Annotated in this window: 25 protein-coding genes; 12 read left to right on the top strand and 13 right to left on the bottom strand. The window is 62.3% G+C overall.

What is annotated here, in order from left to right:
• The first annotated feature begins 87 nt into the window (after window positions 1–87).
• From DM826_RS00455 to DM826_RS00445, 3 genes are all read left to right on the top strand, one after another.
• Entirely contained in the window at window positions 88–537 is a 450-nt protein-coding gene (locus DM826_RS00455; RefSeq protein ID WP_120100117.1) for a hypothetical protein, read from the top strand.
• Between the two features lie 118 nt (window positions 538–655).
• The gene (locus DM826_RS00450; RefSeq protein ID WP_267899951.1) at window positions 656–2,110 is read left to right on the top strand and encodes an APC family permease; all 1,455 of its coding nucleotides are present in this window, start codon (window positions 656–658) and stop codon (window positions 2,108–2,110) included.
• A complete protein-coding gene (locus tag DM826_RS00445; RefSeq protein WP_120100115.1) occupies window positions 2,107–2,760 on the top strand; it encodes a potassium channel family protein in 654 nt (217 codons plus the stop codon). Before DM826_RS00450 ends, DM826_RS00445 begins: the two co-directional genes overlap by 4 nt.
• 1 nt (window position 2,761) lies before the next feature.
• Here the strand turns inward: DM826_RS00445 and DM826_RS00440 are convergent, their stop codons facing one another.
• A complete protein-coding gene (locus tag DM826_RS00440; RefSeq protein ID WP_120100112.1) occupies window positions 2,762–3,565 on the bottom strand; it encodes an RIO1 family regulatory kinase/ATPase domain-containing protein in 804 nt (267 codons plus the stop codon).
• A 264-nt stretch (window positions 3,566–3,829) separates the two neighbouring features.
• Here DM826_RS00440 and DM826_RS00435 point away from each other — a divergent pair, with 264 nt between their 5' ends.
• Window positions 3,830–5,377, top strand: coding sequence for a sensor histidine kinase (locus DM826_RS00435; protein WP_120100110.1), 1,548 nt, complete (start codon window positions 3,830–3,832; stop codon window positions 5,375–5,377).
• A 10-nt stretch (window positions 5,378–5,387) separates the two neighbouring features.
• Here DM826_RS00435 and DM826_RS00430 read toward each other — a convergent pair whose 3' ends face one another.
• The 6 genes from DM826_RS00430 to DM826_RS00405 all read right to left on the bottom strand — a co-directional run bounded on the left by DM826_RS00430 (window position 5,388) and on the right by DM826_RS00405 (window position 9,259).
• Window positions 5,388–5,921: a dihydrofolate reductase gene (locus DM826_RS00430; RefSeq protein ID WP_120100107.1), complete on the bottom strand. Its 534-nt coding sequence runs from the start codon at window positions 5,919–5,921 to the stop codon at window positions 5,388–5,390.
• 2 nt (window positions 5,922–5,923) lie between these two features.
• The gene (thyA, locus tag DM826_RS00425) at window positions 5,924–6,922 is read right to left on the bottom strand and encodes a thymidylate synthase (RefSeq protein WP_120100105.1); all 999 of its coding nucleotides are present in this window, start codon (window positions 6,920–6,922) and stop codon (window positions 5,924–5,926) included.
• 44 nt (window positions 6,923–6,966) lie between these two features.
• Window positions 6,967–7,818 carry an ATPase gene (locus DM826_RS00420; RefSeq protein ID WP_120100102.1) on the bottom strand — a complete coding sequence of 284 codons (852 nt, stop codon included), beginning with the start codon at window positions 7,816–7,818 and terminating at the stop codon, window positions 6,967–6,969.
• Window positions 7,819–7,821: 3 nt separating this feature from the next.
• Window positions 7,822–8,145, bottom strand: coding sequence for a DUF5827 family protein (locus DM826_RS00415; RefSeq protein WP_120100100.1), 324 nt, complete (start codon window positions 8,143–8,145; stop codon window positions 7,822–7,824).
• Window positions 8,146–8,255: 110 nt separating this feature from the next.
• On the bottom strand, window positions 8,256–8,855 hold the full coding sequence (gene sod, locus DM826_RS00410; RefSeq protein ID WP_120100097.1) for a superoxide dismutase: 600 nt from the start codon (window positions 8,853–8,855) through the stop codon (window positions 8,256–8,258).
• 206 nt (window positions 8,856–9,061) lie between these two features.
• Window positions 9,062–9,259, bottom strand: a complete 198-nt coding sequence (locus tag DM826_RS00405; protein WP_120100095.1) for a heavy-metal-associated domain-containing protein — start codon at window positions 9,257–9,259, stop codon at window positions 9,062–9,064.
• Between the two features lie 132 nt (window positions 9,260–9,391).
• Here DM826_RS00405 and DM826_RS00400 point away from each other — a divergent pair, with 132 nt between their 5' ends.
• A complete protein-coding gene (locus tag DM826_RS00400) occupies window positions 9,392–9,982 on the top strand; it encodes an AsnC family transcriptional regulator (protein ID WP_120100092.1) in 591 nt (196 codons plus the stop codon).
• A gap of 90 nt (window positions 9,983–10,072) precedes the next feature.
• Entirely contained in the window at window positions 10,073–12,652 is a 2,580-nt protein-coding gene (locus DM826_RS00395) for a heavy metal translocating P-type ATPase (protein WP_120100090.1), read from the top strand.
• A 23-nt stretch (window positions 12,653–12,675) separates the two neighbouring features.
• Here DM826_RS00395 and DM826_RS00390 read toward each other — a convergent pair whose 3' ends face one another.
• The 4 genes from DM826_RS00390 to folP form a co-directional block, all read right to left on the bottom strand.
• Window positions 12,676–13,218 (bottom strand): hypothetical protein, encoded by a 543-nt coding sequence (locus DM826_RS00390; RefSeq protein ID WP_120100087.1) that lies wholly within the window; start codon window positions 13,216–13,218, stop codon window positions 12,676–12,678.
• A 59-nt stretch (window positions 13,219–13,277) separates the two neighbouring features.
• Window positions 13,278–14,708, bottom strand: coding sequence for a cryptochrome/photolyase family protein (locus DM826_RS00385; protein WP_120100085.1), 1,431 nt, complete (start codon window positions 14,706–14,708; stop codon window positions 13,278–13,280).
• A gap of 47 nt (window positions 14,709–14,755) precedes the next feature.
• Window positions 14,756–15,475, bottom strand: a complete 720-nt coding sequence (locus DM826_RS00380) for a 6-hydroxymethylpterin diphosphokinase MptE-like protein (RefSeq protein WP_120100081.1) — start codon at window positions 15,473–15,475, stop codon at window positions 14,756–14,758.
• A gap of 141 nt (window positions 15,476–15,616) precedes the next feature.
• On the bottom strand, window positions 15,617–16,765 hold the full coding sequence (folP, locus tag DM826_RS00375) for a dihydropteroate synthase (RefSeq protein WP_120100078.1): 1,149 nt from the start codon (window positions 16,763–16,765) through the stop codon (window positions 15,617–15,619).
• A gap of 113 nt (window positions 16,766–16,878) precedes the next feature.
• Here folP and DM826_RS00370 point away from each other — a divergent pair, with 113 nt between their 5' ends.
• From DM826_RS00370 to dph5, 5 genes are all read left to right on the top strand, one after another.
• On the top strand, window positions 16,879–17,466 hold the full coding sequence (locus DM826_RS00370; RefSeq protein WP_120100076.1) for a hypothetical protein: 588 nt from the start codon (window positions 16,879–16,881) through the stop codon (window positions 17,464–17,466).
• Entirely contained in the window at window positions 17,463–18,281 is an 819-nt protein-coding gene (locus tag DM826_RS00365) for an RNA methyltransferase (protein WP_120100074.1), read from the top strand. The genes DM826_RS00370 and DM826_RS00365 overlap by 4 nt, the downstream gene beginning before the upstream one ends.
• A 38-nt stretch (window positions 18,282–18,319) precedes the next feature.
• A complete protein-coding gene (gene tmcA / locus DM826_RS00360; RefSeq protein ID WP_120100071.1) occupies window positions 18,320–20,644 on the top strand; it encodes a tRNA(Met) cytidine acetyltransferase TmcA in 2,325 nt (774 codons plus the stop codon).
• A gap of 77 nt (window positions 20,645–20,721) precedes the next feature.
• Entirely contained in the window at window positions 20,722–21,204 is a 483-nt protein-coding gene (locus DM826_RS00355) for a DUF456 domain-containing protein (protein WP_120100069.1), read from the top strand.
• Between the two features lie 65 nt (window positions 21,205–21,269).
• On the top strand, window positions 21,270–22,082 hold the full coding sequence (gene dph5, locus DM826_RS00350) for a diphthine synthase (protein ID WP_120100064.1): 813 nt from the start codon (window positions 21,270–21,272) through the stop codon (window positions 22,080–22,082).
• 1 nt (window position 22,083) lies between these two features.
• On the opposite strand, the gene artA is transcribed toward dph5, so the two are convergent.
• Both artA and DM826_RS00340 read right to left on the bottom strand, forming a co-directional pair.
• Entirely contained in the window at window positions 22,084–23,103 is a 1,020-nt protein-coding gene (artA, locus tag DM826_RS00345; RefSeq protein ID WP_394338533.1) for an archaeosortase A, read from the bottom strand.
• A 66-nt stretch (window positions 23,104–23,169) separates the two neighbouring features.
• Window positions 23,170–23,607, bottom strand: coding sequence for a universal stress protein (locus DM826_RS00340; protein WP_120100062.1), 438 nt, complete (start codon window positions 23,605–23,607; stop codon window positions 23,170–23,172).
• A 121-nt stretch (window positions 23,608–23,728) separates the two neighbouring features.
• On the opposite strand from DM826_RS00340, the gene DM826_RS00335 reads away from it, so the two are divergent.
• On the top strand, window positions 23,729–26,134 hold the full coding sequence (locus DM826_RS00335) for a DEAD/DEAH box helicase (protein ID WP_120100259.1): 2,406 nt from the start codon (window positions 23,729–23,731) through the stop codon (window positions 26,132–26,134).
• Window positions 26,135–26,146 lie beyond the last annotated feature (12 nt).

Raw genomic sequence — 26,146 nt, 5'->3', positions numbered from 1 at the left:
GCCTGTTTATACTTCGTGGCGACCGTCGTTGCGTGTTCCGACACGCATCGTCGGAACTTCCATATCTCTCGCCTTCCTACAACAGGTATGTTTACCGGGCGCACCGACACCCCGTGTTGTCTCTGTGGGAGCGCGAAAACCGACCGGCGGATCGAAGTCCCGCCGCGGGCGGTGACGCTGATGGAAAACAGCGGGCCGATCGCCTGGCAGGACATCGTCACCCCGGTGACCCTCCAGTTTTGTGCCGACGACTGGGAGTTGGTTCGTGATCTCGCCTTGGAGATGGATCATCACCCACTGTCGCGGTGCAATGTTGCCTACGCCTCCTTCGACCTCCGAGAGGATTTTGAGGCCATGCTCACCGAGACGAAGGAAGCCGTCGACCACGCCGAGATGGAAACCCGCCTGTTGGAGCGCAGCCGCGAGGTGTTGGCCGATGCCGACGATCCGATGACCGAAACGCGGGCTCTCGTTGAAGCGGCGGTGATCGACTCCGCTCTCGCTGAACTGGATGCGGTGCCATCGACAGCCGAGTAACCGAGCGTGTCAAATCGTCCAACTTTCGGGCGAGCACCGATAGCTTCTTTTGGAACTCGCCGCCAGTAGCCCGTACGGTGCCCCTCGTTACAGTCTCATCCGACAGGAGTTGGGCGCAGTGAGCAATCAAAACCGCTCGCCGAATGCCGAACTCGGCCTGCTCGATGCGACGATGATCGGCATGGGGGCGATGATCGGCGCCGGGATCTTTGTGCTGACGGGGTTGGCTGCTGAGATTGCCGGCCCCGCCGCGATCATCGTCTTCGCGCTCAACGGCGCGGTCACAGCGTTTACCGGGCTGTCGTATGCCGAACTCGCCGCATCGATCCCGAAAAGCGGTGGCGGCTACGCCTTCGTCCGAGAGATCTTCGATGACTTCGCGTCGTTCATCATGGGCTGGATGTTATGGTTCGCCTACATGATCGCCGGCGCACTCTACGCGCTGGGCTTTGCGCCGAACTTTCTGGAGTTGTTGCACGTCTATGGGCTCGTCGCCCCACCAGGAGAGGTCGGTGCGATCGCCATCCCACTGATCGATCTGTCGGTTCCGCTCGCGTTTTTGCTGGCGTTTGTCGCCGTTCTCGCCTTGGTCGCGCTCAACGCCGTCTCGACGGCTGCAAGCGGGAGTGCCGAAACGATCTTCACGATTATCAAGGTAAGCATTCTCGTGGTGTTCGTCCTGTTCGGGCTGAGTTCGCCGATGTTTTCGGGCGCGGAGTTTCAGCCGCTGTTCCCGTCGAACGGTGGTGCGGCCGCAATCTTACCGGCGATGGGGCTGACCTTCATCGCCTTCGAGGGGTATGATCTCATCACCACGGTTACGGAGGAAGTCAAAAATCCACGAGAAAACATCCCAAAGGCGATCTTCCTGAGTCTGATCGCGACCGTGATCGTCTATCTCGCGGTGGTAACCGTTGCTGTCGGCACCCTCGGGGCCGACGGCTTGGCCAATGCCGGCGAGGCCGGGATCGCAACGGCAGCCACATCGTTCATGCCGACCGGCCTTCCGATCATCCAAAACGGCGGCGCGCTGATCGTCTTTGGGGCGGTTTTCTCGACGTTGACCGCGCTCAACGCGGTCGTTATCGCCTCTTCGCGGGTCGCCTTCTCGATGGGGCGGGAGGGCCAACTGCTGCCCTCGTTCGGTCGGCTACACCACCGCTACGGGACGCCGTTTGTTGCCATTCTCGCCAGCGCGGTCGTCATGCTTGGCTCGGTCGCCTTACCAACCCAGAGTGCGGGCAACATGTCGAGTCTATTCTTCCTGTTGTCGTTCGTGATCGTCAATGTCGCCGTGATTCGGCTCCGACGTGAGCGTCCGGCGATGAATCGGCCCTACAAGATGCCGTTTTATCCGGCCCCGCCGCTGATCGGAATTGCGTTGAATCTACTGTTGACCGTCGTCCTTGTCGAGTATCTGTTCCGAACCGATCCGCTGGCGATCGTCCTCAGCGTCGGCTGGATCGCCCTCGGCGGTGTTGCCTATCTCGGATTGAAGCGGGTTGGAAGCGAGTCTGAGCCCGACGCAGAGACCGACAAGACAATGGCGTCGGACAGTGAGGCTGACCTATGACCACGACGCGTGATGTCATCATCGCCGGCGGAGGTCGTGTCGGCTTTCAGACAGCCGAGATACTGGCTGATCGCGGGCACGACGTGACGATTATCGAACGCGAGGAAGCCGTTATCAACTCCATCGCCGACGAATGGGTGGCAACCGTCATCGCCGGCGATGCGACAAACCCGAACATCATCGAACAGGCAGGGGTCGAAGACGCCGATGTGATCGCCGCCCTCACCGGCGAGACCGGGCTGAATCTTGCGGTTTGTTTGGCCGCTGCGGAGCTGTCGCCGTCGATCCGCACAGTCGCCCGCATTGATCGAGCGGCCGGCGAATCCTACACGCGCTTTGTCGATGCCCTCGTTTTTCCGGAGCGAGCCGGCGCGAGAACGGCTGCCAACGAGATCATCGGCAGCGATGTCCAAACGCTCGCGGATGTCACCGCAACCCTCGATATCATGCTGATTCGCATCGCTGAGGAGGCACCGGCAGCCGGCAAGCAGCTATCCGAGGTGCGGTTCCCCGATGGCACGCTCGTTATCTCCGACGGCGAGGGCGACCGGGTCGCCCGTTCGGAGACGACGCTGACAGCGGGCGATCGGTATCTTGTGGCCGTCGAACCGGCTGTCGCCGACGAAGTAATGAATTTGCTGCGAGGATAAGCTACTCAGTGGCCGCGCGGTGTTCGATCTCGCTTCTGAGCCCGGCAGCCCCAAAGTCGTGATCCGGTCGGAGTTGGACAAAATGCAGAAAGTCCGCAGCCGCAAGGAGATCAGCCGTTGGGTACGAGGCGTCGGCGGCCGCGACCGTCGCCCGCGTTCCAAGGATCGGTTCAACGGCGGCCAACGCGCAGGCGAGGTCATACGACCGAATGCCCTCTTGGGCGTCGCCGTCGACGCTTGTCGCATCAATAAAGTAGAGTTCGTCATCGAGCAACAGCACGTTTTCCGCTCGGAGATCACCGTGGGCCAACCCAGCGTCGTGGAGAGTTCGGAGTGCGGCAAACAGCTCCTCGGCGACCCACGATTCAGTCTCGGGATCAAGGGCGTCTAGCGAGCGGAATGCAGGGAGATACTCAAAGACAACGACCCCGTAGCCCTCAGCCTCGAAGGCTTCGATCGGCTCCGGGGTGTTGAGCCCCAATTCACGCATCTTCTGGGTGGCCTCAAGTTCGTGCCGCGCCATCTCGGCCGGCGACTGGAAGGATTCAAAGAAGCCGGCGGTGCCGCTGGCGACCGCGCCAAGATTTCGCCCGGTCGTAAACAGCGCGTGGACGAGGGTGTTCTGCTGGCTGATCACCTTGACAAACAGCGCGTCGTCGATGACGACCGGCGTCGACAGCCAGTTGTCGGCATCCAGAAACCGCACGTGGGCCGGCGCGCGGTCGTATCGCTCGACGACCGAGCGAACAACGGTTTCGATCGTCGACCAACTGGGTTGGCCGCGAACGAATCGGCGGAGGGACACTACCGGAGGTGATGACGCGAGCGGATATAAACATCCGGCTCGTGGGTGTGGTCGGCGATTCGGACAGCACTGACGAGGCCGACAGCCGGTGATCGGTCGGCGATTCGAACGGCTGTCAACAGTCCATCAGCTCATATCTGCGACCGAGTGTATTATATATGTTCATGTGGTATCCGTTCTCAACAGACCAACCCGATCCATGTTCCTCACGCCGGCCGCTCTCTCATCGGTGTTCGCCTGGCATCCCAGCGGATGTGATAGCAGATGAGCCAGACGGAGGAACACACCGACGATGAGTTGACGACGGCGATCCTCTCGGCGATTGATGCCGGCGTGGTCGTTCTCGACGACGACGATCGGATTCAGCGGGCGAACGAAACGGTTCGCAACGAGCTTGGCCTCGGAGACGACGACATCGGCGTTCGCGCCAGCGAGGCCTTGCCGCTCGGTGAGTATTTGGCGCAGCTATCGCCCGGCGAGTCGCTTTCAGAGACAACGGTAGCCCCAGCGCCCAACCCAGGGGAGGTCGACACTGAGCCAGCGTTACAGCCACATACCGGCGGTGTGGAACTGGTCATCCCGCAGGGTGATCTCGACCGCTGTTTTGTTGTCAAGGCAAAATCGATGGCGACGGCCGCAGCCGACCGGTTGCTGTTATTCGAGGAGATCAGCGCCCAACGCCGGATCGAATCGCAGTTTAAGACCGCGATGGGGTACACATCGGATACAGTCATCGTTGCTCGATCGGATGGCACCGTCCGGTACGTCAGTGGCCCACCGGAGACCACAACCAAATCGCCGAGTGAGATCTCCGTCTCAAAGAACCTTCTCGATGTCGTCCATCCAGACGACCGATCGACGCTTGAGACGGCGCTGGAAGTCGCAGACGAAACCGGTGATGCGAGCATCCACCACTGTCGGTTGGAAACGGCTGGCGACGGCTGGCGGATGTTTGAGGTTGCGGTGCGGGAAAACGGCTCGCTGCCGGCCATCGACGGGCTGATCGTTACCGCCCGCGATGTGACCGACCGCCACCAGTTTGAGCAACGCCGACAGGTGATGAACCGCATCCTCCGCCACGACCTCCGCAACGACATGAACGTCGTGGTCGGCCACGCCGATATGTTGCTACAGGCCGACGATGACCAGGTGACAGGCCACGCCAAGACGATCCGCCAGAAGGCACTGTCGTTGGTCAATCTCGGCGATAAGGTGCGGACGATCGACCAACAGCTCCACGGTGTCGACCGACAGCTCCGCCAGATCAACATCGCCCAGATCGTCCGCGAGGAGATCAGTGCCGTCCACGACGAGTATCCCAGCGTTATCATCCGCTCGCGGATCGACGAAACATCGATTATCGGCAACACGCTCATCCGAACCGCGATTCGGAACGTGCTGGATAACTCCATCGTCCACAACGACAACAGCTGTCCGGAGATCGAAGTCGAGGTCGATCGCCGCCACGAGACCAACCGCGTGCAAGTCGAGATCCGCGACAACGGGCCCGGCATCCCCGAAGGCGAGCGCCGGGCGATCACCAACGAGGCTGAGACCCCCTTAGAACACATTAGTGGCCTCGGCCTCTGGTTGGTCAAATGGATCGTCGACGGGATGGACGGCTCGCTGTCGATCAGCTCAAACTCCCCGCGCGGAACGGTCGTGACGCTTTCATTCCCGGCTGCTGACGCCGACGAGTGGGATGAGATCGAGGATCAGCGACCGGCCGGCGTCGCCAACGGCATTCCGTTTGCTAACGGCTCGATCGGCGATAGCGAACCGATCGGAACAACGACCAGAACTGAAGACTGACTGGATCCGCCTACTGTCGGCGATACGTGACAAACGCGAAGTCTTCGCGGTCATCGCGGTCGACCGCAACCCACTCACTGTCGTCCCACTCGGGAAACTCGGTGTCGCCCTCGTAGGCGTCGGCGAGTTCAGTCAACACCAGTTCGTCGGCCCGAGCAAGGAACTGTTCGTAGACGGTCGCCCCGCCGATCACGAAGATCCGTTCGGCACCGTCGTCAAGTGCACAGACAGCTTCGGCTTCGGCGACAGCAGCATCGATCGAATCGGCGACAACGACGCCCTCATCGAGGTCGGGCTCGCTTCGACTCAACACGATATTGTGCCGTCCCGGGAGTGGGCCGTCGATCCGGGCGGCGATGGACTCGTAGGTTCGTCGACCCATGATCACCGGGTTGCCCATCGTTGTCTCCTTGAAGTGCTGGAGGTCGGCAGGGAGATGCCACGGCATCTCGCCGTCATCGCCGATGACGCCGTTGGCGGCGACGGCGGCGATCAGAGCGATGGGTGGGTCGTCGTTGTCGGCAGCGGGTGTCTCCTCGGCCATCGTTACTCCGCGACCGCGAAGCTGATCCCGTCGGCCGGATCGTAGTCAGTTAGTTCGATATCGTCGAACGCGAGTTCGTCGAGCGGTTTGTCTGCGATTTCGATGCGCGGCCGCTCGCGTGGTTCACGCGACAGTTGCGTAAGGAGTCCGGGGACGTGATCGTAGCCATCGGTGTCTTCTGTTTCGTCGGGGGCTTCGGTTTCGAGCCAGTCGCGGACGGTGCGGTACTCCTCGGGGTCGTCGACAGCGGCCAGTCGCTCCTGGAGGCGGTCGAGGTTGTCGGCGTACCAGTCGCCGCGGTCGTCGGTGCCGCAGTAGATGTGGGCGTCGACGACGGTGTGGCCGAACTCGCCGACTTCGAAGCCAGTTTCTTGGGCGACGGCGTGGGTGAGCAGCGAGTAGGCGGCGATGTTAAACGGGACGCCCAGCGCGATATCGCCGGATCGCTGTGTGAGATGACAGTTCAGTTGGTCGCCCTGGACGCTGAACACGAAGGTGTAATGGCAGGGCGGCAGCGTGCTCACCGCGGCGTTTGCGGGGTGCCACGCCGAGACGACGAGCCGCCGGGAGTTCGGTGACTCCTTCAGGGTGTCGATCACGTACTGAATCTGGTCGAAGGTGCCGTCGTCGTTTCGCCAGCGGTGGTCGTCGTCGGGCCACGCCTCGCCGTCGAGACCCTCGTCGGGAACCGGAAACCGCCGCCAGAAGCGGCCGTAGGCGGTGTCAAGCCGGCCCTGCTCGTCGGCCCACGCATCCCAGATGCCGGTTTCCTCGCGGAGATTGCGGATGTGCTCCTCACCGGAGAGATACCACTTGAACTCGTGGATCAGCGAGTTCCAGCGAAAGCCGGAGAGATCCTTTGTCGTCAGCAGTGGGAACCCTTCCTGCAGATCGATGGTGTACTGTTGACTGAAGGAGGCGATGGTGTCGACGCCGGTGCGGTTTGGCTTGTGCCCGCCGCCGGCGAGCGTGTCGGCGACGAGATCGAGATACTGCTGCATTGCGGCTTGGTAGTTTCACCGGAGCCGGCTACAAGTGTATTGCGCTACCGGTCGCTGTCAGCCGGCTCCTCGCTGAGAGCCACCTCAAGGAGTGCTTCGTAGACGCCCGCGTAGGCATCGGCGACACGGGTGGAATCGCCGCGCTCATCGCTGCTGAGTGGCTGTAGCGTGTGTGTCGACACCGGCTCGATCATCTCGACGACGCGGTTGACACGCTCCTCCAGTTGGCCCTCTCGACTGCTTCCACTGGCAACCTCGTCGGCTTTCAGATACCGCGACCCATCGTAAAGCCGCACGCGCGTCGGAGCGACGACAGCGACCGCATCGAACTCGATTCCGTCGACCGGCAGGGCGATATCGGCGTAGGATTCGACGACCCCGGGTGTCGTCTCTGCGATCCGGTCGGTCACGCGCTCGAAAGCCGGGAGATACCGCTCGGCCATCACATCGTTGAATCGCTCGACATTGTCAACCCGAACCGCATCGGCCAGCGGCAGCGATTCGGCAACGAGATCCGGCAGCAGCCCCTCGCGTTCGGCAACACCGTTGACGACGAACGACGGCCCATCCGGTGTCGTCACGCGGTCGACGAGGAACGTGCGGCCGGCTTCACCGAGCATCCCGGTTCGGCCAGGTGTCGGTCGCCAGAGGCGGTGGACGGGATTCAGCTGTTCTTCGGTGAGATCGGTGTCGCCAGCGGCCGCCAGCGTGGCGACATCCTTGCCGTAGAGGCGGCCGTCGCTGAGGGCAGCCGCAGCGTCGTCGTGGTCGTACCAGTAGTCGTTGCCGGCGCGGGGTTTGAAGCCGACCGCGCCGTCAAGAGCCGCGAGCAGGCCGGCGGCGAACGTCGTTTTGCCGGCGTCAACGCGGGCGTCGCCAGCGACGAGTAGTTTCATCGGTTAGTCGTCGCTGGCGGCGGTGTCGTCGTTGTCAGCATCGTCGGTACCGTCGTCACCCGCGTCTTTCAGTCCGTAGTAGCCTGGTTCCTCCTCGTTTGGTGGCTCGGCGATGACCAGTTCCTCGGAGTTGCGCATGATCCATGGGATCGCCCAATCGAGGAGGACATCCTCGACGCCTTCGTCGATCTCAGCGTCGGTTTCAAGCCCCTGCAGGAGGCGGGCGATCTCGTAGACGGAGTACATCATCCCGTCGTCAAGCAGTTCCTCAGGCGTGTAGAAGTCACAGGGATACAGGTCGTCGAAGGCGTCCTTCGGGCGTGGCATACAACCCTGTAGCAGTGCCGACCCCGAAAACAGCACGGATTAGCTGTCGCTGATGGGCGAGTGCTGCCGCTGTGCAGTCAGCGTCGCAAAAAATAACGTGAACGCCCGAATTACTCGAAGAGCTCGACGGCCTGTTCGTACCGTGCACTCGGTTCCTCCCAGTCGACGACGTTGAAGAACGCATCAACGAAGTCGCCGCGGGCCGGACCGTAGTCGTAGTAGTAGGAGTGCTCCCAGACGTCGAGTGCGAGAATCGGGTGACCGCCCCAGATCGCGCCCTGGTCGTGTTTGTCGACCACGACGTTGCGAAGCTGGTTTGAGAACGAGTCGTAGACGAGCAGTGCCCAGCCAGAGGCGTTGCCGGCTGCGGCTTCGAACTCGCCTTTCCACGCCTCATATGAACCGAAGTCCTCGGCGATCCGGTCGGCGAGGTCGCCGCTTGGCTCGTCGCCACCCTCCGGCGACATGTTCTGCCAGAAGAGATCGTGCAGAATATGCCCCGAAGAGTTGTGGGTCACATCGCGGATTGCGCCCGCGCTGGAACCGAAGTCGTGGTTCTCACGATTTTCTTCGAGGGTTTCTTCGGCCGAGTTCCAGCCGTTGACATAGCCCTGGTGGTGGGTGTCGTGATGCCACGTCAGGACTTGTTCGCTGATATGCGGCTCAAGGGCGTCATACTCATACGGAAGGGGGTCGAGTTCGTAGCTCATAGGTAATTCCTCCACTCATCGGTACTGGTGGCACGCTGTTAAAGCTTGAGGAGTTGTATGGTAGCAATTCCCACGATTTGGCCACTGAAACAAACGGTTTCGGCACCTCAGGAGAGCGTGTGTAATCAAAAGTAATTCCGCGTTGGTGTTAGGTTAGCAACTATTCGATCCGATGCAGTGACCGAAAACTACGCGGCTGCGAGCAGTTATGCCGACGCCTCGTAGCCGGCATCCTCCACAGCCGCTAGGAGGTCGTCGGTCGCCGCCGAGCCCTCAATCTCGGCGGTGCTCGCCTCTCGATCCGCGCTCGCTGCCGTCACACCGTCCACCGATGTGAGGGCGTCTTTGACAGTTTCCTCGCAGTGCTCACAGCTCATCCCGTCGACCGTAATCGTCTGTCCCATAGCCGGCTACATATCGGGTCTGCGGTGGCTTGTAAATTGTTGCTTCAACTCGAAGGCTGCGCGTTGGGTACAGTATGGATTCCAAAGCGGATGGTGGCCAATAGTATTGTATCCGGCATGCGTACAGCCACCATGCGCGAACTCGACGAAACCGACATGGAAATCCTCTCGATGCTGGCCGCCGACTCCCGCCGCCCCTTCAGCGAGATCGGCGAGGAAATCGGCCTTTCGGGGCCTGCCGTCTCCGATCGTGTCACGCGATTGCAGGAGGCCGGCATCATCAACACGTTCACGATCGATGTCAACCGCGGCGCGCTTCGGGCCGGCGTCCCGGTGTTGATCGATCTTGACCTGCCAGCCGAATCACTGACGCCAGCACGAGACCAGCTCCAAGACGCCGACGCCGTCGAACACATCTTCGTTACCGCCGAGGGCGACATCCGGTGTTACGCCCGCGTCGAAGCCCAAAACGTCCGCGAGTGGGTCGCGGGACTCTTCGAGGAGATCGCCGTCAACGACTACACGGTTACCCTCGTCGACGACGTTGAGTGGACACCCACAATCGACGGCGTCGAGTTCGCCCTGACCTGCGCGGAGTGCGGCAACACCGTTGACAGCGAGGGTGAAACAACACGGATCGGCGGTGAGGTCTATCACTTCTGTTGTTCCTCGTGTCTGAGTCGCTTCGAGGATCGCTACCAGCAGTTTGAATCAGACGCGTAGCTGCTTTTGATTCCAAAGTTTACGGCCTGGCTAAGCCGTGGTATCGAAGTAGAAAACGCAGTAAGTATGGAACCCGTATACCTAGGTACCATGACCACACAGACAATCACCCTCGATATCACGGGGATGTCCTGCGCCAACTGTTCGGCAACCATCGAGGACACCCTCAACGATCTTGACGGCGTCGACGACGCGAGTGCCAACTACGCCACCGACGAGGCGACCGTCGAGTACGACGCCACAGCAGTATCGCTCGCGGAACTCTACGACGCGATCGACGATGCCGGCTACGGGGCGGTCTCAGAGACCGTCCGTATCGGGATCACAGATATGTCGTGTGCGAACTGCGCCGACACCAACGCCGAGGCCCTCGAAGCCCTGCCTGGCGTTATCGAGGCAGATGTAAACTACGCGACCGACGAGGCACAAGTCCGGTACAACCCGGCTGCCGCCACCATCGACACGTTCTACGACGCTATCGAAAACGCCGGCTACGAGCCGGTTCGAGACGACGGCGATGACAGCGGCGACACCGACGCCCGCGATGCAGCCCGCGAAGGCGAGATCCGCAAACAGCTTCGGCTCACCCTCTTCGGGGCTGTGTTGTCGGCTCCGCTGCTCGTCTTCCTTGCCGACAAATTCCTGCTGGGCGGCGCGGTCGTTCCCGACTCGGTGTTCGGGGTCGAACTCGGCTGGATCGAGTTCCTGCTGGCAACACCCGTCCAGCTTGTGCTCGGCCGGCCGTTCTACAGCAACTCCTACGACGCGCTCGTGAAAAACCGGCGGGCGAACATGGACGTCCTGATCGCGCTGGGCTCCACAACGGCCTACACCTACTCTATTGCCGTCCTCGCGGGCCTGATCGCCGGCAGCCTCTACTTCGATACGGCCGCGTTGATCCTCGTGTTCATCACACTCGGCAACTATCTCGAAGCCCGCTCGAAGGGCCAAGCCGGCGACGCGCTCCGTGAACTACTCGAAATGGAGGCCGACACCGCGACCGTCATCACTGACGACGGCGAGGAGGAGATCCCGCTGGATGATGTCGAGGTCGGCGACCGAATGAAAGTCCGGCCCGGCGAGCAGATACCGACCGACGGCGTCGTCGTCGACGGTCAGAGCGCGGTCGACGAGTCGATGGTAACCGGCGAGTCGGTACCGGTCGAAAAAACCGAGGGCGACGAGGTCGTCGGCTCGACGATCAACGAAAACGGCGTCCTCACCGTGGAAGCGACGAAAGTCGGGTCGGATACCGCCCTCCAGCAGATCGTCCAGACGGTCAAAGAAGCGCAGTCCCGCCAACCTGATATCCAAAATGTCGCCGACCGCATCTCGGCGTACTTCGTGCCCATCGTCATCGCCAACGCCGTGCTATGGGGCCTGTTGTGGTTCTTCCTGCCCGAAACACTGGCTAATTTCGTTGCATGGCTCCCGCTGTGGGATCCCGTGGCCGGTGGCTCGACAGTCGTCGGCGGTACAGTCTCGGTCTTCGAGTTCGCGGTCATCGTCTTCGCCTCCGCCGTCCTCATCGCCTGTCCCTGCGCGCTCGGGCTGGCGACGCCCGCGGCGACGATGGTCGGGACGACAATCGGCGCCCAAAACGGCGTCCTGTTCAAGGGTGGCGACATCCTCGAACGCGCGAAGGATGTCGACACAGTTGTTTTCGATAAGACCGGCACGCTCACCGAGGGCGAAATGGAGTTGACCGACGTGGTCGCCTTCGATGGCGAAAGTGAGGCGATTGCAGATGGCGGCCAACTCGCTGAACGCGAGGCGCGCGGCGAGGACGACGTGCTCCGACTCGCTGCGAGTGCCGAGCGCGGCAGCGAACACCCACTCGCGCGTGCTATCGTCGAGGGTGCCGAAGAGCGCGGGATCGAACTCGGTGATCCCGAAGACTTTGAGAACGTCCCCGGACAGGGGATCCGTGCGACTGTGGAGGATCGAGAAGTGCTGGTCGGCAACCGCAAACTCCTGTCGGGCAACGGGATCGACACCGAACCCGCAGCTGAGACGATGGAACGCCTCGAAAGCGAGGGCAAAACCGCGATGCTTGTCGCTATCGCCGGCGACCTCGCGGGCGTTGTCGCCGATGCCGACACGGTCAAACCGAGCGCGAAAGAGGCCGTGAGCGCGCTACAAGCCCGCGCTATCGACGTGATGATGATTACCGGCGACAACGAGCGTACCGCTCGCGCAGTTGCCAAGGACGTCGGCATCGACCCCGACAACGTCCGCGCTGGCGTCCTGCCGGAGGACAAATCCGACGCGGTCGAGGCGATCCAATCTGAGGGCCGCAAGGCGATGATGGTCGGCGACGGCGTCAACGACGCGCCTGCGCTGGCGGTCGCCTACGTCGGCACCGCTATCGGCTCCGGGACTGATGTTGCCATCGAAGCCGCCGACGTGACCCTGATGCGCGACGACCCGCTGGACGTGGTGAAGGCGATCCGGATCTCGGCGGCGACGCTCCAGAAGATCAAGCAAAATCTCGTGTGGGCACTCGGCTACAACACGGCGATGATCCCGCTGGCGTCGCTGGGTCTGCTTCAGCCAGTCTTAGCCGCGGGTGCGATGGCGATCTCCAGCGTCTCGGTGCTGACCAACAGCCTGCTGTTCCGTCGCTACTCGCCGGAGACGGACTACAAACTGCTGGGTCGGCTCCGGTGATTGCCAGGGTGCGCTGACTCCCATTACGCACACGGCTCGGTGAAACAGTCGAGGCAGTCCATCGCACGAAGATCTAGCAGATACGACGCGTTCGCGTTTTCCTGATCACCCTGTCGACGCTGGTACCGATGCAGCGGTGCCTGCCCCGCCTCGACGAGGGCTTCGATCTGTGCAACTGAGGTTCGCCAGACACCCTCCATCTCCTCAACCTCGGCACCCCACCCCGACAGTTCCTCGCGCCACCGAACCCAAAAGAAGATGTCAGGATCTCCTTTCTGTTTGTACCGCTCGTAATCGTTTGCGTTGAACGTCACGACGTGTTGCGGCGGGAGCCCATACTTCCTTTCGGCGGTGAAAAACGGCGTTTCCTGCGTTTTGAGGTCGGCCGGCTCTCCTTCGACAAGCAGATCGAGCGCGGTTGGATCGTCCGCTTTGGCCGGATTTTCGCGGGCAGCCAGTCCAAGTGCTGGGGCAACCGAGTCGAGAAAGGTGGCTTCGCGCTGCTCACCGAACCGCAGCCACGGAGCCTTGTTTTCGGTGTCTGTCGGTTTGTTATCGGTCGGCATATCTCCCGTCACTCCGGCATCACATATGAAGTCTCGTGACCGACACGTAGAGCGCTAACTCAGTCCTCGCCGCGAGCGGCTTCAAACATCGCCAACGCCTGCTCGCGTCGCTCGCTGTGATCGACAATCGGCGCGGGATACTCTGGGGCGGCGTTTCGTCGCTGTAGCGATGATACTTCGTGCCACGAGTGGATGAGTTCGGGATCGACGCCGTCCAATTCGGGGACGTATTTCGTGATGTACTCGCCGTCAGGATCGTAGCGTTCGCCCTGTGTCATCGGGTTGAAAATGCGGAAATACGGCTGGGCGTCGGTGCCGGTCGAGGCCGCCCACTGCCAGCCGCCGTTGTCATTGGCGGTGTCGTGATCGACCAGTTTTGTGCGGAACCAGTCGTAGCCCTCGCGCCAGTCGATCAGCAGATCCTTGGTGAGAAAGGAGGCGACGATCATCCGCACGCGGTTGTGCATGAACCCCTCCGCGCGGAGCTGCCGCATCCCGGCGTCAACGATGGGGTAGCCGGTTTCGCCATCCTGCCACGCGGACAGAAGATCAGGGTCGTTTTCCCACTCGATTTCGTTCTCGTACGTCTTGTAGTTCTGCGAAACGACCTCAGGGTTGAACCACAGGACGTGCGTGTAGAACGCTCGCCACGCGAGTTGTGATTGGAACTCCTCGATCTCTTCGCGCTCGTCGTCGGTGGCGTCAGCTTTTGCCTCTTCGCTGGCCCAGTAGACTTCGCGGATGCCAATTGTCCCGTATTTCAGATCGGCTGAGAGCCGCGAGGTCGAGTTCCGTGTCGGGTAATCGCGGTCGCTCTCGTAACGGTAAATTCCGTCCTCGCAGAAGGATTCGAGTCGCTTGCGAGCGGCCGCAGTCCCAGCAGGCTCGAGGTCGGCCTCGGGCTCGTCGAAGCCGAGCTCGGCCAGCGTCGGCAGTGAGCCGGCATCGACGCCGACTGCGTCGCTGTCGAGGAGGCTATCGGCGTCAGGAGCCGGATACGGATCGTCTTTCTCGCGGTCGTGCCACTTCCGTCCGAAGTAGGTAAACACCGAGTACGGATCGCCGTCGTTGGTGGTGATCGACCCTGGTTCGTGGCAGATCGCGTCGTGGAAAGACTCGCGGGCGATATCAGCGTCGGCGAGAGCTTGGCGAACCGCCGCGTCGCGTTCGCGCGCTAATCCTGAATAATCCTTGTTCCAGACCACACGGTCGGCGGCAACAGCGTTAGCGACATCGACAACGACAGATTCGGGGTCGCCGCGGCGAATCAGCAGGTCGCCGCCGCGGTTGCGGTACCACTCCCGGAGTTTGGCGAGCGCGTCCAGCAGGTAGGCGACACGCGGCGGGCCAGCACAGTCGAGAACGTCATCGTCGAAGACGAACAGCGAGACGACGCCGTCTGTCGCATCGTTGTCGACCGCCTCGGCTGCCGCCGCCAGCGCGCGGTTGTCGGCCCCGCGGAGATCCCGACGGTGCCAATGGAGTTGCATACCCACACCACGGGCGGTCGGGTAAGGAAAGTTGCGGAGTCACCAGATCAGGCACTCGTCGACAGCGTCGTCAAATCAGTTGTCAGCGCGTCGCGGCGGCCGTCAAGCACGTCAAAGCGGTCGTCGCGGCGACGTTCCAGCCAGTACAGCAGGTGTTCAGCCCACTGCAGTTTGCGAGCCTTCATTGGCCCGACGGCCGGATCATCGAACTCCCAGCCGAGAAACCGAAGTTCGTCAGCACCGAAGGCGTCGGCGAAAAACGCCGCACGGTCGCCGTCGGTAAACCCGCCGACGTTTGCGACAGCGTCGGTTGGAGCCGCCTGCGTCGTCACTAGTGTATGCTGGCTGTCGAACTGCGGTAGCCACTCTCGAACAGCCGGCATATTGTCGCCGTGGGCGTGGGCCGCGACCGGCGTCCCCTGGTGGGTAAGCTCGCGCGCTGTCGCCGTGTTTTTGTCGAGGTCGGTAACCATCAGATCGACCGCGATGTCGCCGTCGGCCAGTACGTCGACCGCGGTCGAGGCGGCAACGATGGCGTCAACGCTGTCAGGATCGAACGCAGCGATCTCGGCCGTCAGCGACGGCGCGGCACCGACGACGGCGACGGTCGCGCCATCGAACACGGCGAGGCGATCGTGATCGAACGGTTCGGCGAACTCGGCGGCAACATCACGGGCACGCTCGTCGGCCGCCCGATCGAAGCCGAAATCTGCCAGTATTGCCTGGTAGATCGGCTCCCACTCGGTAAACGCGAGGCTGTCGCTCATCGGTGTAATAAAAATCCGCTGACAAGCGGGATGCTCGTCAGCTGAGATATTGTATGGGCCGGAGTGGCATCAAGTACCCCTACCCGAATGCCGTTCCGGCGTCCATCTTGTCGTTTAGCATCATCCGGCATAAGTTTTCTCTTAACAGCACCGTTCGCTGATACGTTCCACGGTCGCGGCTAGCCGGGATGAGTCGCCCGTAATCCGCCGTCTGAGCGATTTGAACCCGGATGGTGTGCCAATCAATACCAGTGCGTTGTCAGACGCACCGCTGACAGCGGTCACCGGCGTCTCACCAACAGTATTGAGCAACTGCTCCCGACTGTCGACACCTAACCCGGTGAGTTCGAATGTTCGGATCACACTGTCGTCGGCAGCTGCGTCTGCCGCGTTATACCGGTCGAGATGTCGCTCAGCCTCACGCTGTGTTGTGATATCCAGTTCCTCGACAGCAATACCGTCGATGGTTTCCCGAAGCCGATCTCGACTGAATTCGTTGCCGATCAGCGCCGCATCCCGCGTTTCGGCCACGTCGTGGGTTCGGATGACATGTGCGCCGCGTTCGACCGCCATCGCCGTCGCCGCCAGCGAAACTGGCAGGGCTTCCTCGGTCTCACGCCCGGCCACGGATCGAAGGAAGTTCTTGCGATTAATTGACACCAAGATCGGGTGGCCGTAGCCGCGGAACTCCCGCAGCCGGCGGAACGTTTCACGGTCGTCCTCGATCGTTTTGTCCTCGCTCCAGCCGCCGAAGGCGGGGTCGATGATTGTTTTGTCGGTGAGCCCATTGAGTTCCAGCGCGTCGTAGATGTCGTCGACATCCTCGATCGCCCCCGGACGTTCGAGATCCGGCGGTGAGGCCATCTTGGCGACCGCAACGTCGTAGTCAGCACAGACCTCCGGCAGCTTCGGATCGGCAAACCCACAGATATCGTTGACCATATCGAAGCCGCCGTCGAGCGCCGCCTCGGCGACCTCGTGGTAGCGCGTCTCGATCGAAAAGATGGCGTCGCCGGAGACGCTTTCGATCGTCTCAAGGGCCGTATCTAGGCGATCGAGTTCATCCTCCGCGGAGAGAACTTCGAACTTCTTGTTGGCAGATTCAAGGCCGACATCGACGATATCCGCCCCTTCATCGATGAGTTCGCGGTCGACGTACTCGGCCGCTTCATCGGGGCTGTTGAACACACTCGGCTTGTAGGGTGATTCGCTGCTGACGTTCAACACACCCATGATCCGGGGCGGCTGGTCGTCGCCGATCTGCAGGCCGGCGGCATCGACAGTTCGCATACGACAACCACGGCAGCAGCAAGTATAGACCGTCCGGTCGTGCCGCTACCGATGGAGATTTACCGCGGCGATTGAGCCAGTCGGTTTTTATCCGGCCCGCCGATAGTGTGGGTATGGGCAAGGTCAACGTCGGGCTTCGCGGCTGGCGGTTTGCGGAGGATGACATCTTCAACGACGACGGGATGTTCAAACAACTTGAAGAGATTCCCAAGGACGACCGCCAGCGACTCCTTCGGCTCGTCTCGCTGGTCGAGAAGCCGTGTGACGCCTGCCGGCTGATCCACGGCGAAGAGGAGATTCACCGCGCCAGGCAGGCGGCGGTCGTCTACGGCGAACCGAACGACGAGGTTGTCCTCTGTACCGACCACGAGGCAGACTTTCTCTACTGGTATCAGAACGACGGTGGCAGCGAGCATCGCGGCACCGCTGCGTTCGATGATGCCTTCGAGGAGTGGTTCGACAATGGCGGCCGCGCCCCCGAAGAGTTCGAGGCGGTCGAACACGTCGAGACTGATCCCGAAGGGTTGCCTGATCCGCCGGACGCCCAGGAGCTCAACGCGATGCTGTCGGAGGGCTATGAGCCGGAACGGATCGACCTGCGGGAGTACGTCGACGACGAGACAGCCGAAGCCGCCAACGACGCGCTCGCTGACGGGGTTATCGACGAGACCGACATGGACTACCCGACCGCCGACGAATGAGCGGCCACGAACCGATTGTCGTCGTTGTCGGCGCGGAAACGCCGGGCAACGTCGGCACCATCGCCCGAGCGATGAAGAACTTCGGGCTCTCGAACCTCAAACTGGTCGATCCACCGCCGTTGGATCCTGACGGCGAGGCCTACGGCTTCGCCGGCCACGCCCGCGAGGACGTGTTACCGAATGCCGAGGAGATTTCCTTCGAGGAAGTAGTTACGACCTATCACACTGTCGGCTGTACCGCGATCACCGGCGAGGATAGTCGTCGTCACCGCCGATTCCCCTACACCACACCCGGCGAGTTGGCCGAGACGCTGCAGACGGTTGATAGCCGGACAGCCATCGTCTTCGGCCGCGAGGGGCGGGGACTGTACAACGAGGAGATCGAACAGCTGGATCAGATCTGCTCGATCCCTGCCAGCGACGACTACCCTGTCCTCAATCTTGGACAGGCCGCCACGATCGTCCTCTATGAACTCCGCGATCTCACCGTCGACGAGACCCAACTGCCTGACCGCGAACACGAGCGCGCCGCGGAAGCCGACATCGAACGATTCTACGACTATTTCGCCGAGTTTCTCGACGCCCAACGCTACAACGACCGGAAACGCGAGAAGACCCAGCGACTCATGCGCCGGCTGATCGGCCGTGCCCATCCGACAGGCAGAGAGATTCACACGCTGCTGGGTGTCCTCCGCCAGGCGACGGAGCAACTGGAACACCGACAAGCACTGTTAGATCGGTACGACGAACCAGACCGATTTGGCGGCGACACAGCCAGCGATGGCGACGCGGATCGAACGGGCGACGGCGCATAGACGGAAAGAGCCTTGCCGACGCTGCTGCAAGCCAGAGTATGGATCTGCGGGGTCTCGTCGCCAGCCTCCGAGAGAACGCCCACGCTGCCAATGAGCGACGGCTGCTCGCGCTCACTGGCGACCGTGAGGCCGGCATCGACGCCGCCTACACCGCGATTGCGGCGGCCGGCGTCGACGACGAGGCGGTGAGTCTTGTGACGACCCAGCAGGGGTTCAGATACCACCGCCTACACCCTGATCACGCCGACGAGCTGCTCGGAACGACCCGAGAGATCGTTGTGCTTGATTGCCACGAGGGCTTTTCGGCTAACGCCCTCGGTCAGGTCACCGGCGCGGTCGACGGCGGCGGACTCCTCGTGTTGGTGCTCCCGCCGCTGGGAGCGATTCCAAATCAACTCATCGCGCTGGTCGATCAGGTGGCCGTTCCGCCGTTTTCGCGCGACGATGTTGGCAACCACTTTCGGCGACGGCTAGTCACTACACTACGCCATCATCCGGGTGTGGCGATCGTGCGACTGCCGCCATCGACGGCGGCAACGAACGACGACACCCCGGACGAAATCACGATCAAGCGCGACGGCCTGATCAATCGGTCACAGTCGACACCTCCATCTGACCCACGCAAATATACCGACACCCCGTTTCCCGACGCCGCATACGAAGCCTGTCGAACCGTCGATCAGGCTCGCGGGGTTGCTGGCCTGTCAGCATTGTCGAGCCCGGGCAACGCTGTCGTCGTCGAAGCCGACCGTGGCCGTGGCAAGTCGAGTGCGGCCGGGCTGGCCGCCGCCGCGTTGGCGGCTGATGGCCGGGACGTCCTCGTGACGGCACCCAGCTTCGACAACGCGGCCGAACTCTTCGAGCGAGCCACCGAGTTACTGGCGACACTCGATCATCTGGCTGCCGACGGCTCGGCTGACAGCGACACTGACAAAATCGAGCCGCCGATGGCGACGACAGCCGGCGGTCGCATCCGGTTTGCATCGCCGCCAGACGCCGCCGACCTCCCAAGTGAGCCCGACGTGGTGATCGTCGACGAGGCGGCCGCGCTCCCGGTTCGATTGCTGGAACGCTTGCTTGACGCACCGGCTGTCGGCTTCTGTACGACAGTCCATGGCTACGAGGGATCGGGCCGTGGGTTTGCGGTTCGGTTCCGCGATCGACTGGCTGCGTCCTCCTACGATGTGACCGATATCGAACTCCGTGAACCGATCCGCTACGGACAGGGTGACCCAATCGAGGCGTGGCTAGCGTGGACACTCCTGCTTGATGCGGAGCCGCCGGCCGACCAGCTCGTCGCCGACGCAACACCCGAGACGGTGTCCTATCGCACACTTACAGCTGATGACCTCGTCGACGACGAGAGTCTGTTCCGGTCAGTTGTCGGGTTGTTGGTCGCCGCCCACTACAAGACCGAGCCCGACGACATCGTTCGCCTGCTCGACGCGCCGAACCTCAAACTGCGCGCATTGCTGGCCGACGGCCATCCGGTGTCGGTCGCGCTGCTCGCCCGCGAAGGGGGACTCAGCAGTGAGCAGCAAGCGGAGATCTACCGCGGCCAGCGCGTCCAAGGCAACATGCTGCCGGACGTCCTGACAAGCCAACTGCGGGATCCGACAGCGGCGGGGCCAGTCGGCTATCGCGTGATGCGGATCGCCACCCACCACGCCGCCCGGTCGCGTGGATTAGGCTCGGAACTCCTCTCGTGGTGTCACGACGAGTTCGGTGACGCCGTCGACTGGTTCGGCGTTGGCTTCGGTGCAACGCCGCGTCTGCTGTCGTTTTGGCGCGTAAACGGGTATCGACCCGTCCATCTCTCAGTGACGCGAAACCAAACAAGTGGAGAACACTCCGCGCTCATGCTGCGGCCGTGTTCGACGGCAGGCATCGACCTCGCTGGCCGCCATAGCCGATGGTTCCGCGAGCGGATCGCGGGACAGTTGGCCGACACGCTCTCGGGCGTTGCGCCGGACGTGATCCGTGGTGTGTTGCGTGCGGTATCAGTGCCGGCTGATGACACCCAACAGGGCACACTCGATCTTGACGACCGTGGCTGGCGTGTTCTCGCGGGCGTCGCCTATGGGCCAGGAACCTATGAGGCGGCTCCGCATGTGTTTCAGCAGCTTGCGATGGCCCATCTCATCAGCCCGATCGCCGAGTTGTCGCCGCGAGCCGAGCGGCTGCTCGTGCGGAAAGTGTTGCAGTGCGCGCCGTGGGCGACCGTCGCCGACGAACTCGGATTTGCCTCTGAGCGGCAATGCAAACGTGCTTTCGGGACGATTGTGAGGCAATTCTGTGAGGCTGTCGATGATGAGGCCGGCGGCGACATCATCGCCGAGGAGCGCGCGACGTACGAGGACTAAGTGCCATCTGCAGCGGGCGGGAGCACCGACAGCCACCCGGCCGCATCCCTTTTCGCATTCGACAGCCCAGTGGTGGTATGGTTGAGGTGGTTCTCGTTGTCGCTGTCGGGCTGTTGGTCGCTGGGATGGTCGGAAGCGTGCTCCCAGCTGTTCCCTCCGGGCTCTTTTCGCTGGCCGGAATCTGGGCGTACGCGCTGTTTGGCAGCGAGCCGCTCGGCCCGCTGGCCATCGGTGGGCTGACACTGGCGGCGATTGGCACGGTCGTCGTCGACCACGTCGGCGGCCCGGTGGCGGCAAAGCTGAGCGGCTCCTCGAACCGAACCGCGCTTATCGCGGCCGTTGTTGGCTTCGTTTTGCTGTTCGTGCTCGGCCCGCTGGGCATCATCGTCGGCGTCATCGGCACCGTCTTTTTGTTAGAGCTCACCGAGGGAGCCGATATGGAGATGGCCGCCCGGCGATCGATCTACACTGCCGCCGGCGTGTTGGGCTCGGCACTTGCGCAACTGCTGTTGACCGGGACGATTCTCCTCGCATTCGTTGTGATCGTTGTTGTGTTTTGAGCAGTGAACCCCACACTGCGCGACCGAACAGGGCGTTTATTCACCTCGCCACGCTCTGTCGGGGTATGCTGACGTTCATTGGGTTAGGGCTCTACGACGAGGGGTCGATCACCCGCGAGGGCGAAGCCGCACTCCAGGCGGCCGACCGCGTGTTTGCGGAGTTCTACACCAGCCGCCTGCTTGGAGCCGATGTCGACGATCTCGAAGCCCACCACGGGATCGAAATCGAGGTTCGGGATCGCGCGGGGGTCGAACAGGATCCGGAACCGATCTTGCAGGCTGCCGAAAACGGCGATGCCGTCTTTCTCACCGCCGGTGATACGATGATCTCGACGACCCACGCCGACCTCCGGGTGCGAGCGGCCGACCGCGGGATCGACACCCGCGTAATCCACGGTGTCACCGCCGAGACCGCCGCCAGCGGGTTGACTGGGCTGCAAAACTACCGCTTCGGCAAGGCCGTCACGCTACCGTTTCCTGGGCTGCACGGATCGGGCGACGTGCCTCCAAGCGTGATCGAAGCAATCGATGCAAACCGCGAGCGTGGGCTGCATACGCTGGTCTATCTCGACATCAAGGTTGACAGCCACCGGGAGCTCTCAGCCCTCGACACCGACGATCCCTACATGACCGCCGACCACGCCGCCGGATTGTTGGCAAACGACTGGGAAGACGAACTCGCTGTTGTCGTCGCTCGTGCTGGGAGTCCGGAGCCTGTCGTTGCCGCCGACCGGCTGTCGGCGCTGGCCAAGCAGTCTTTTGGCGACCCGCTGCACCTACTCGTCATTCCGGGGGAGCTGCACCATGTTGAGGTCGACGCGCTGGAATCGCTTGCTGGCGCACCAGAATCGATCCTTCCAACCGAGTCAGATCGGTAGGTCAGTCGCTCTGTTGGGCACCGGGCTGTTCAGCAACCGGCTCACGCGGTAGCTCCAAGGCAGCCTGCAGGTCGTGATCTTCACCGGTGAGGAGGTATAGGACATCCTCCAGAACGGTCAACAGCTCCGGAAGCTGTCGAGCCACGAGATAGGTGATCGCCATGAGCGCGACGACCGCGCCGAGTTGGCTGATGATGCGATCGGAGACAAGGAACGACACGCGATAGGGGTTTGTCTCCCCGAACAGGAACAACACCGCATCAGGGAACCAATGCATCAACTGGTTGCCGGCGGCGATCGAGATGAAGGCGGTGCGGAACACGTTGAGCACGAAGATGATCGGCACGGCGACCGCCAGCGCGCGGAGCTTTCGGCGGAGCGGGGCTCTCACAGCCGCGATGAGGCCACTGAACACGGCGATACTGCCGAGGCCAGTACAGGCCAAGACGATATAGACGTTGTAGATGTGGCCGTCGCTCAGCGTCCACTGGTAGGTTGCCATGAATCCTTCCGGGCTCTCGACGAGGGCCGGCGAGTAGCCGGCCGCCGAGATGATCCAGCCGGTGATGACAGTCGTGATCTCGATGAGATACTGCCGGGGGGCTGGTAGCGCGAGGCCACCGACCGTAATCGCCGGAATCGTCTCAAATGGGAGGTAGATGAAGCCCATGACGGCGATCGCTCGCGAGAGGACGAACAGCGTCGTCCGCCCGGTGTAGAGCTCGTAGGCCGCATAGAAGCAGGCTGGGCCACCAATCAACGCCAGGAATGCCTCGACGAAACTCTGGTGTTCAAACCACCAGAATGGCACCGAGTTGAGCCAAAAGAGTCCAAAGCCCACCCATGCGGTTGTCGCGGTCACCCGTGCCTGCTGCATGAGATCCGTTCCCGAGCGGCGGCCGTACCACTCGGTGATGCCGGCGGCCGCAAAGAGGAGCACGACGACCCAGATCAACGCATCCGAGAGTGGCCCCATCGTGAACAGTTCGTCGCGGAGCCACGCGACGGGGGAGCCAGTCATATCAGTCGGAAGGAGACAGCCTCATAAATCCCTTATCGTTGTGTGCGCACACGCTGACCAGCCGCCTCAGTCCTCGGCTCGCTTGACTGTCATGACCGGCAGCTCCGTGTTTTGGATCACGCGTTCGGCGACACTGCCCATCAGCAGCCGATCCATCCCCGTTCGGCCGTTGGTACCCATCACGATCGTATCGGCGTCGATATCGTCGGCGTAGTTCGTGATCGTCTCGCCGGGTGCGCCCTCGCGGATGCTCACAACCGTATTGAGGCCTGCCGAACTCGCAGCGTCAGCAACCTCATCGGTGATGCGTTCGCCCTCTTCCTGGAGTGTTCCTTTGATGTGGTCACTGCCAAGTTTGGGAGCCATCTGGCTCACGCGCTCGTGATCGACGACATAGAGAATATGCATGGCAGCGTCATGTTTGTCCGCCAGATCGATCGCGTGAGATGCGGCTTCGCTGGCCGCCTCACTACCGTCGGTCGGGAACAGCACCGTCTCGTACATATCTCAACGTTTCCGTGCGCCGTTGTGAATTAATCGGTTTGGCGACTTCACTGGCTGTCGATCCGCCTACACAGCGACCACCCACCACAACCGTTAGCATCGCTGGAACCGAACGATGGGTGTGAACGAGCTCGTCGACTGGCTGCGAACACGCCCACACTACGATGGCCAGATCGTCGCCCATCGAACCCTCCCAGCCCGCGACGCCGAGTTCGCCGATATCGACCTCGAATCCCGCCTCAAATCAGCTCTTGCCGACCGCGGAATCAACCAACTCTATGAGCATCAAGCCGCCGCTATCAACGCCGTCCGCGACGGCGACAACGCCGTCATCGCCACCGAAACCGCCAGCGGCAAGAGTCTCGCCTACACCGTGCCAGCCTTCGAGCGCGCGATGGATCACGGCGGGCGAACACTGTATCTCGGCCCCCAGAACGCGCTGATCGCTGATCAGGACGAAACACTCTCAGAACTCGCTCACGACCTCGGCTTCGGCAGCCGGGTGTCGGTCGATCAATACACCGGCCGTCTCTCCGATAGCGAAAAGCGAGATGTCCGCGACCGCCGGCCGACCGTCCTGCTGTCGAACCCGGATATGCTTCATTTCGCGCTGCTGCCCTATGCCAACCGGCTGTGGGAGTGGTTTTTCTCGTCGCTGGAAACCGTTGTCATCGACGAAATCCACGGCTATCGCGGCGTTTTTGGCACGCAGGTCGCTCTCGTGCTCCGCCGACTGAACCGCATCTGTGAGCGATACGACAGCGATCCACAGTTCGTCTGCTGTTCGGCGACGATCGGCAACCCAGTCGAACACGCCGCTCGGATCACCGGCCGCGACGAGTCGTCGTTCGCCCTCGTTGACGACGATACCAGCGCGCGCGGCCCGCGGCACTGGCTGCTGTGGAACCCGCCCGAGTACGAAGATGCACAGCGCGGTCACGGCAGCGGCCGTCGACGGTCGAGTCACACCGAATCGAAATCGCTGTTCGTCGACCTCGTCGCCCGCGGCTACCAGACGTTGGCGTTCACTCGCGCTCGGCAGGCCGCCGAGCAGTACGCCACCGAGAGCAGCGACGAACTCCGCAATCGCGGCGAGCGCGACCTCGCCGACAAGATCCGCGCCTATCAGGCCGCACTCAACCATGACACCCGCCGAGCGATCGAAGGCGACCTCCAGTCCGGCGATTTGCGAGGCATCTGGAGTACGAACGCCCTCGAACTCGGCGTCGACATCGGCGGCCTCAACGCTGTCATCCTCGACGGCTATCCCGGCACGCGAATGTCGGCCTCCCAACAGGCCGGTCGCGCCGGTCGTGGCACCGATCCCGCCCTCGTCGCGTTCGTCGGCGGGGAGGATCAACTCGACCAGTATCTGATGACACACCCCGAGGAGTTCTTCGAGGCCGACCCCGAGCAGGCCATCGTCGATCCCGACAACCGTGAGTTGCTGGCGGATCACGTCGCCTGCGCCGCCGCTGAAAACTGGCTATCGACCGCCGACGAGACACACTTTGGCGAGGACTTTCCTGACGCTGTCAGCGAGTTAGTCGACGAGGGTCGGTTGGATCGCCGTGAGACGAAGGATGGCATTCGCTGGCTGCACGACGGCGACGGCAGCCCACAGCACACCATGAACCTCCGAACGATCGGCGACCGCGAGATTGACCTCCTTGACGCTCGCAGCAACGACGTGATCGCCACGCTGGGCTTCGATGATGCCCTCCGGGACGCCCACCGCGGTGCGATCTACCACCAGCAGGGCCAGACCTACGAGGTAAGCAAACTCGATCTCGACCGCGATGTCGCCGAACTCCAACCCTCGTGGGCCGACTACTACACGCAAGTCCTTGCGGAGAAATCGGTCGTTGTCAACGACGATCTCACCGAAAAATCACTGCCGTACGCGACGGGTGACGCTGAGGCGGATACTGAGTCTGATGCCGAGGCGACTGTTCACTTCGCCGATGTCACCGTCACCGAGCGGATCACCGGCTTCCAGCGCAAAGATCGCCGCACCGGCGAGGTCATCGGCGAGGAAACGCTGGAGTTGCCGAAAACGACGTTGCGAACGAAAGCCCTCTATTTCACCGTCCCGCCGGCCGTCGAACGCGACCTTCGGGATACCCACTCTGACTGGGAATTTAATGGCGGCATTCACGCCGCCGAACACGGCATGATCTCGCTGTTCCCGTTCATGCTGCTCTGCGACCGCGGCGACATCGGCGGGCTGTCGATCCCACACCACCCCCACACCGAGCGGGCGACCGTCTTCATCTACGACGGCTACCCCGGTGGCGTCGGCCTCACCGAAGCCGGCTTCGAGATCGTCGAGGAGTTAATGACCCGTACCGCTCGGCTGATCGATGACTGTGACTGCGCAGACGGCTGTCCGGCCTGTGTTCAGTCGCCGCAGTGTGGCAACGGAAACGAACCGCTGGCAAAAACACCGGCGGTGACGCTTCTCGATGCGTTGACGGCGACGAACCGCCATTCGAACCAGTCTGACAGCGTCTCGCCACAAGATTGAGATATTACAAGA

The organism is Halonotius aquaticus (assembly GCF_003605575.1).
GTDB lineage: Archaea > Halobacteriota > Halobacteria > Halobacteriales > Haloferacaceae > Halonotius > Halonotius aquaticus.
Note: the sequence above shows the minus strand (reverse complement) of the source record. Positions and strands in the feature narration are given on the sequence as shown.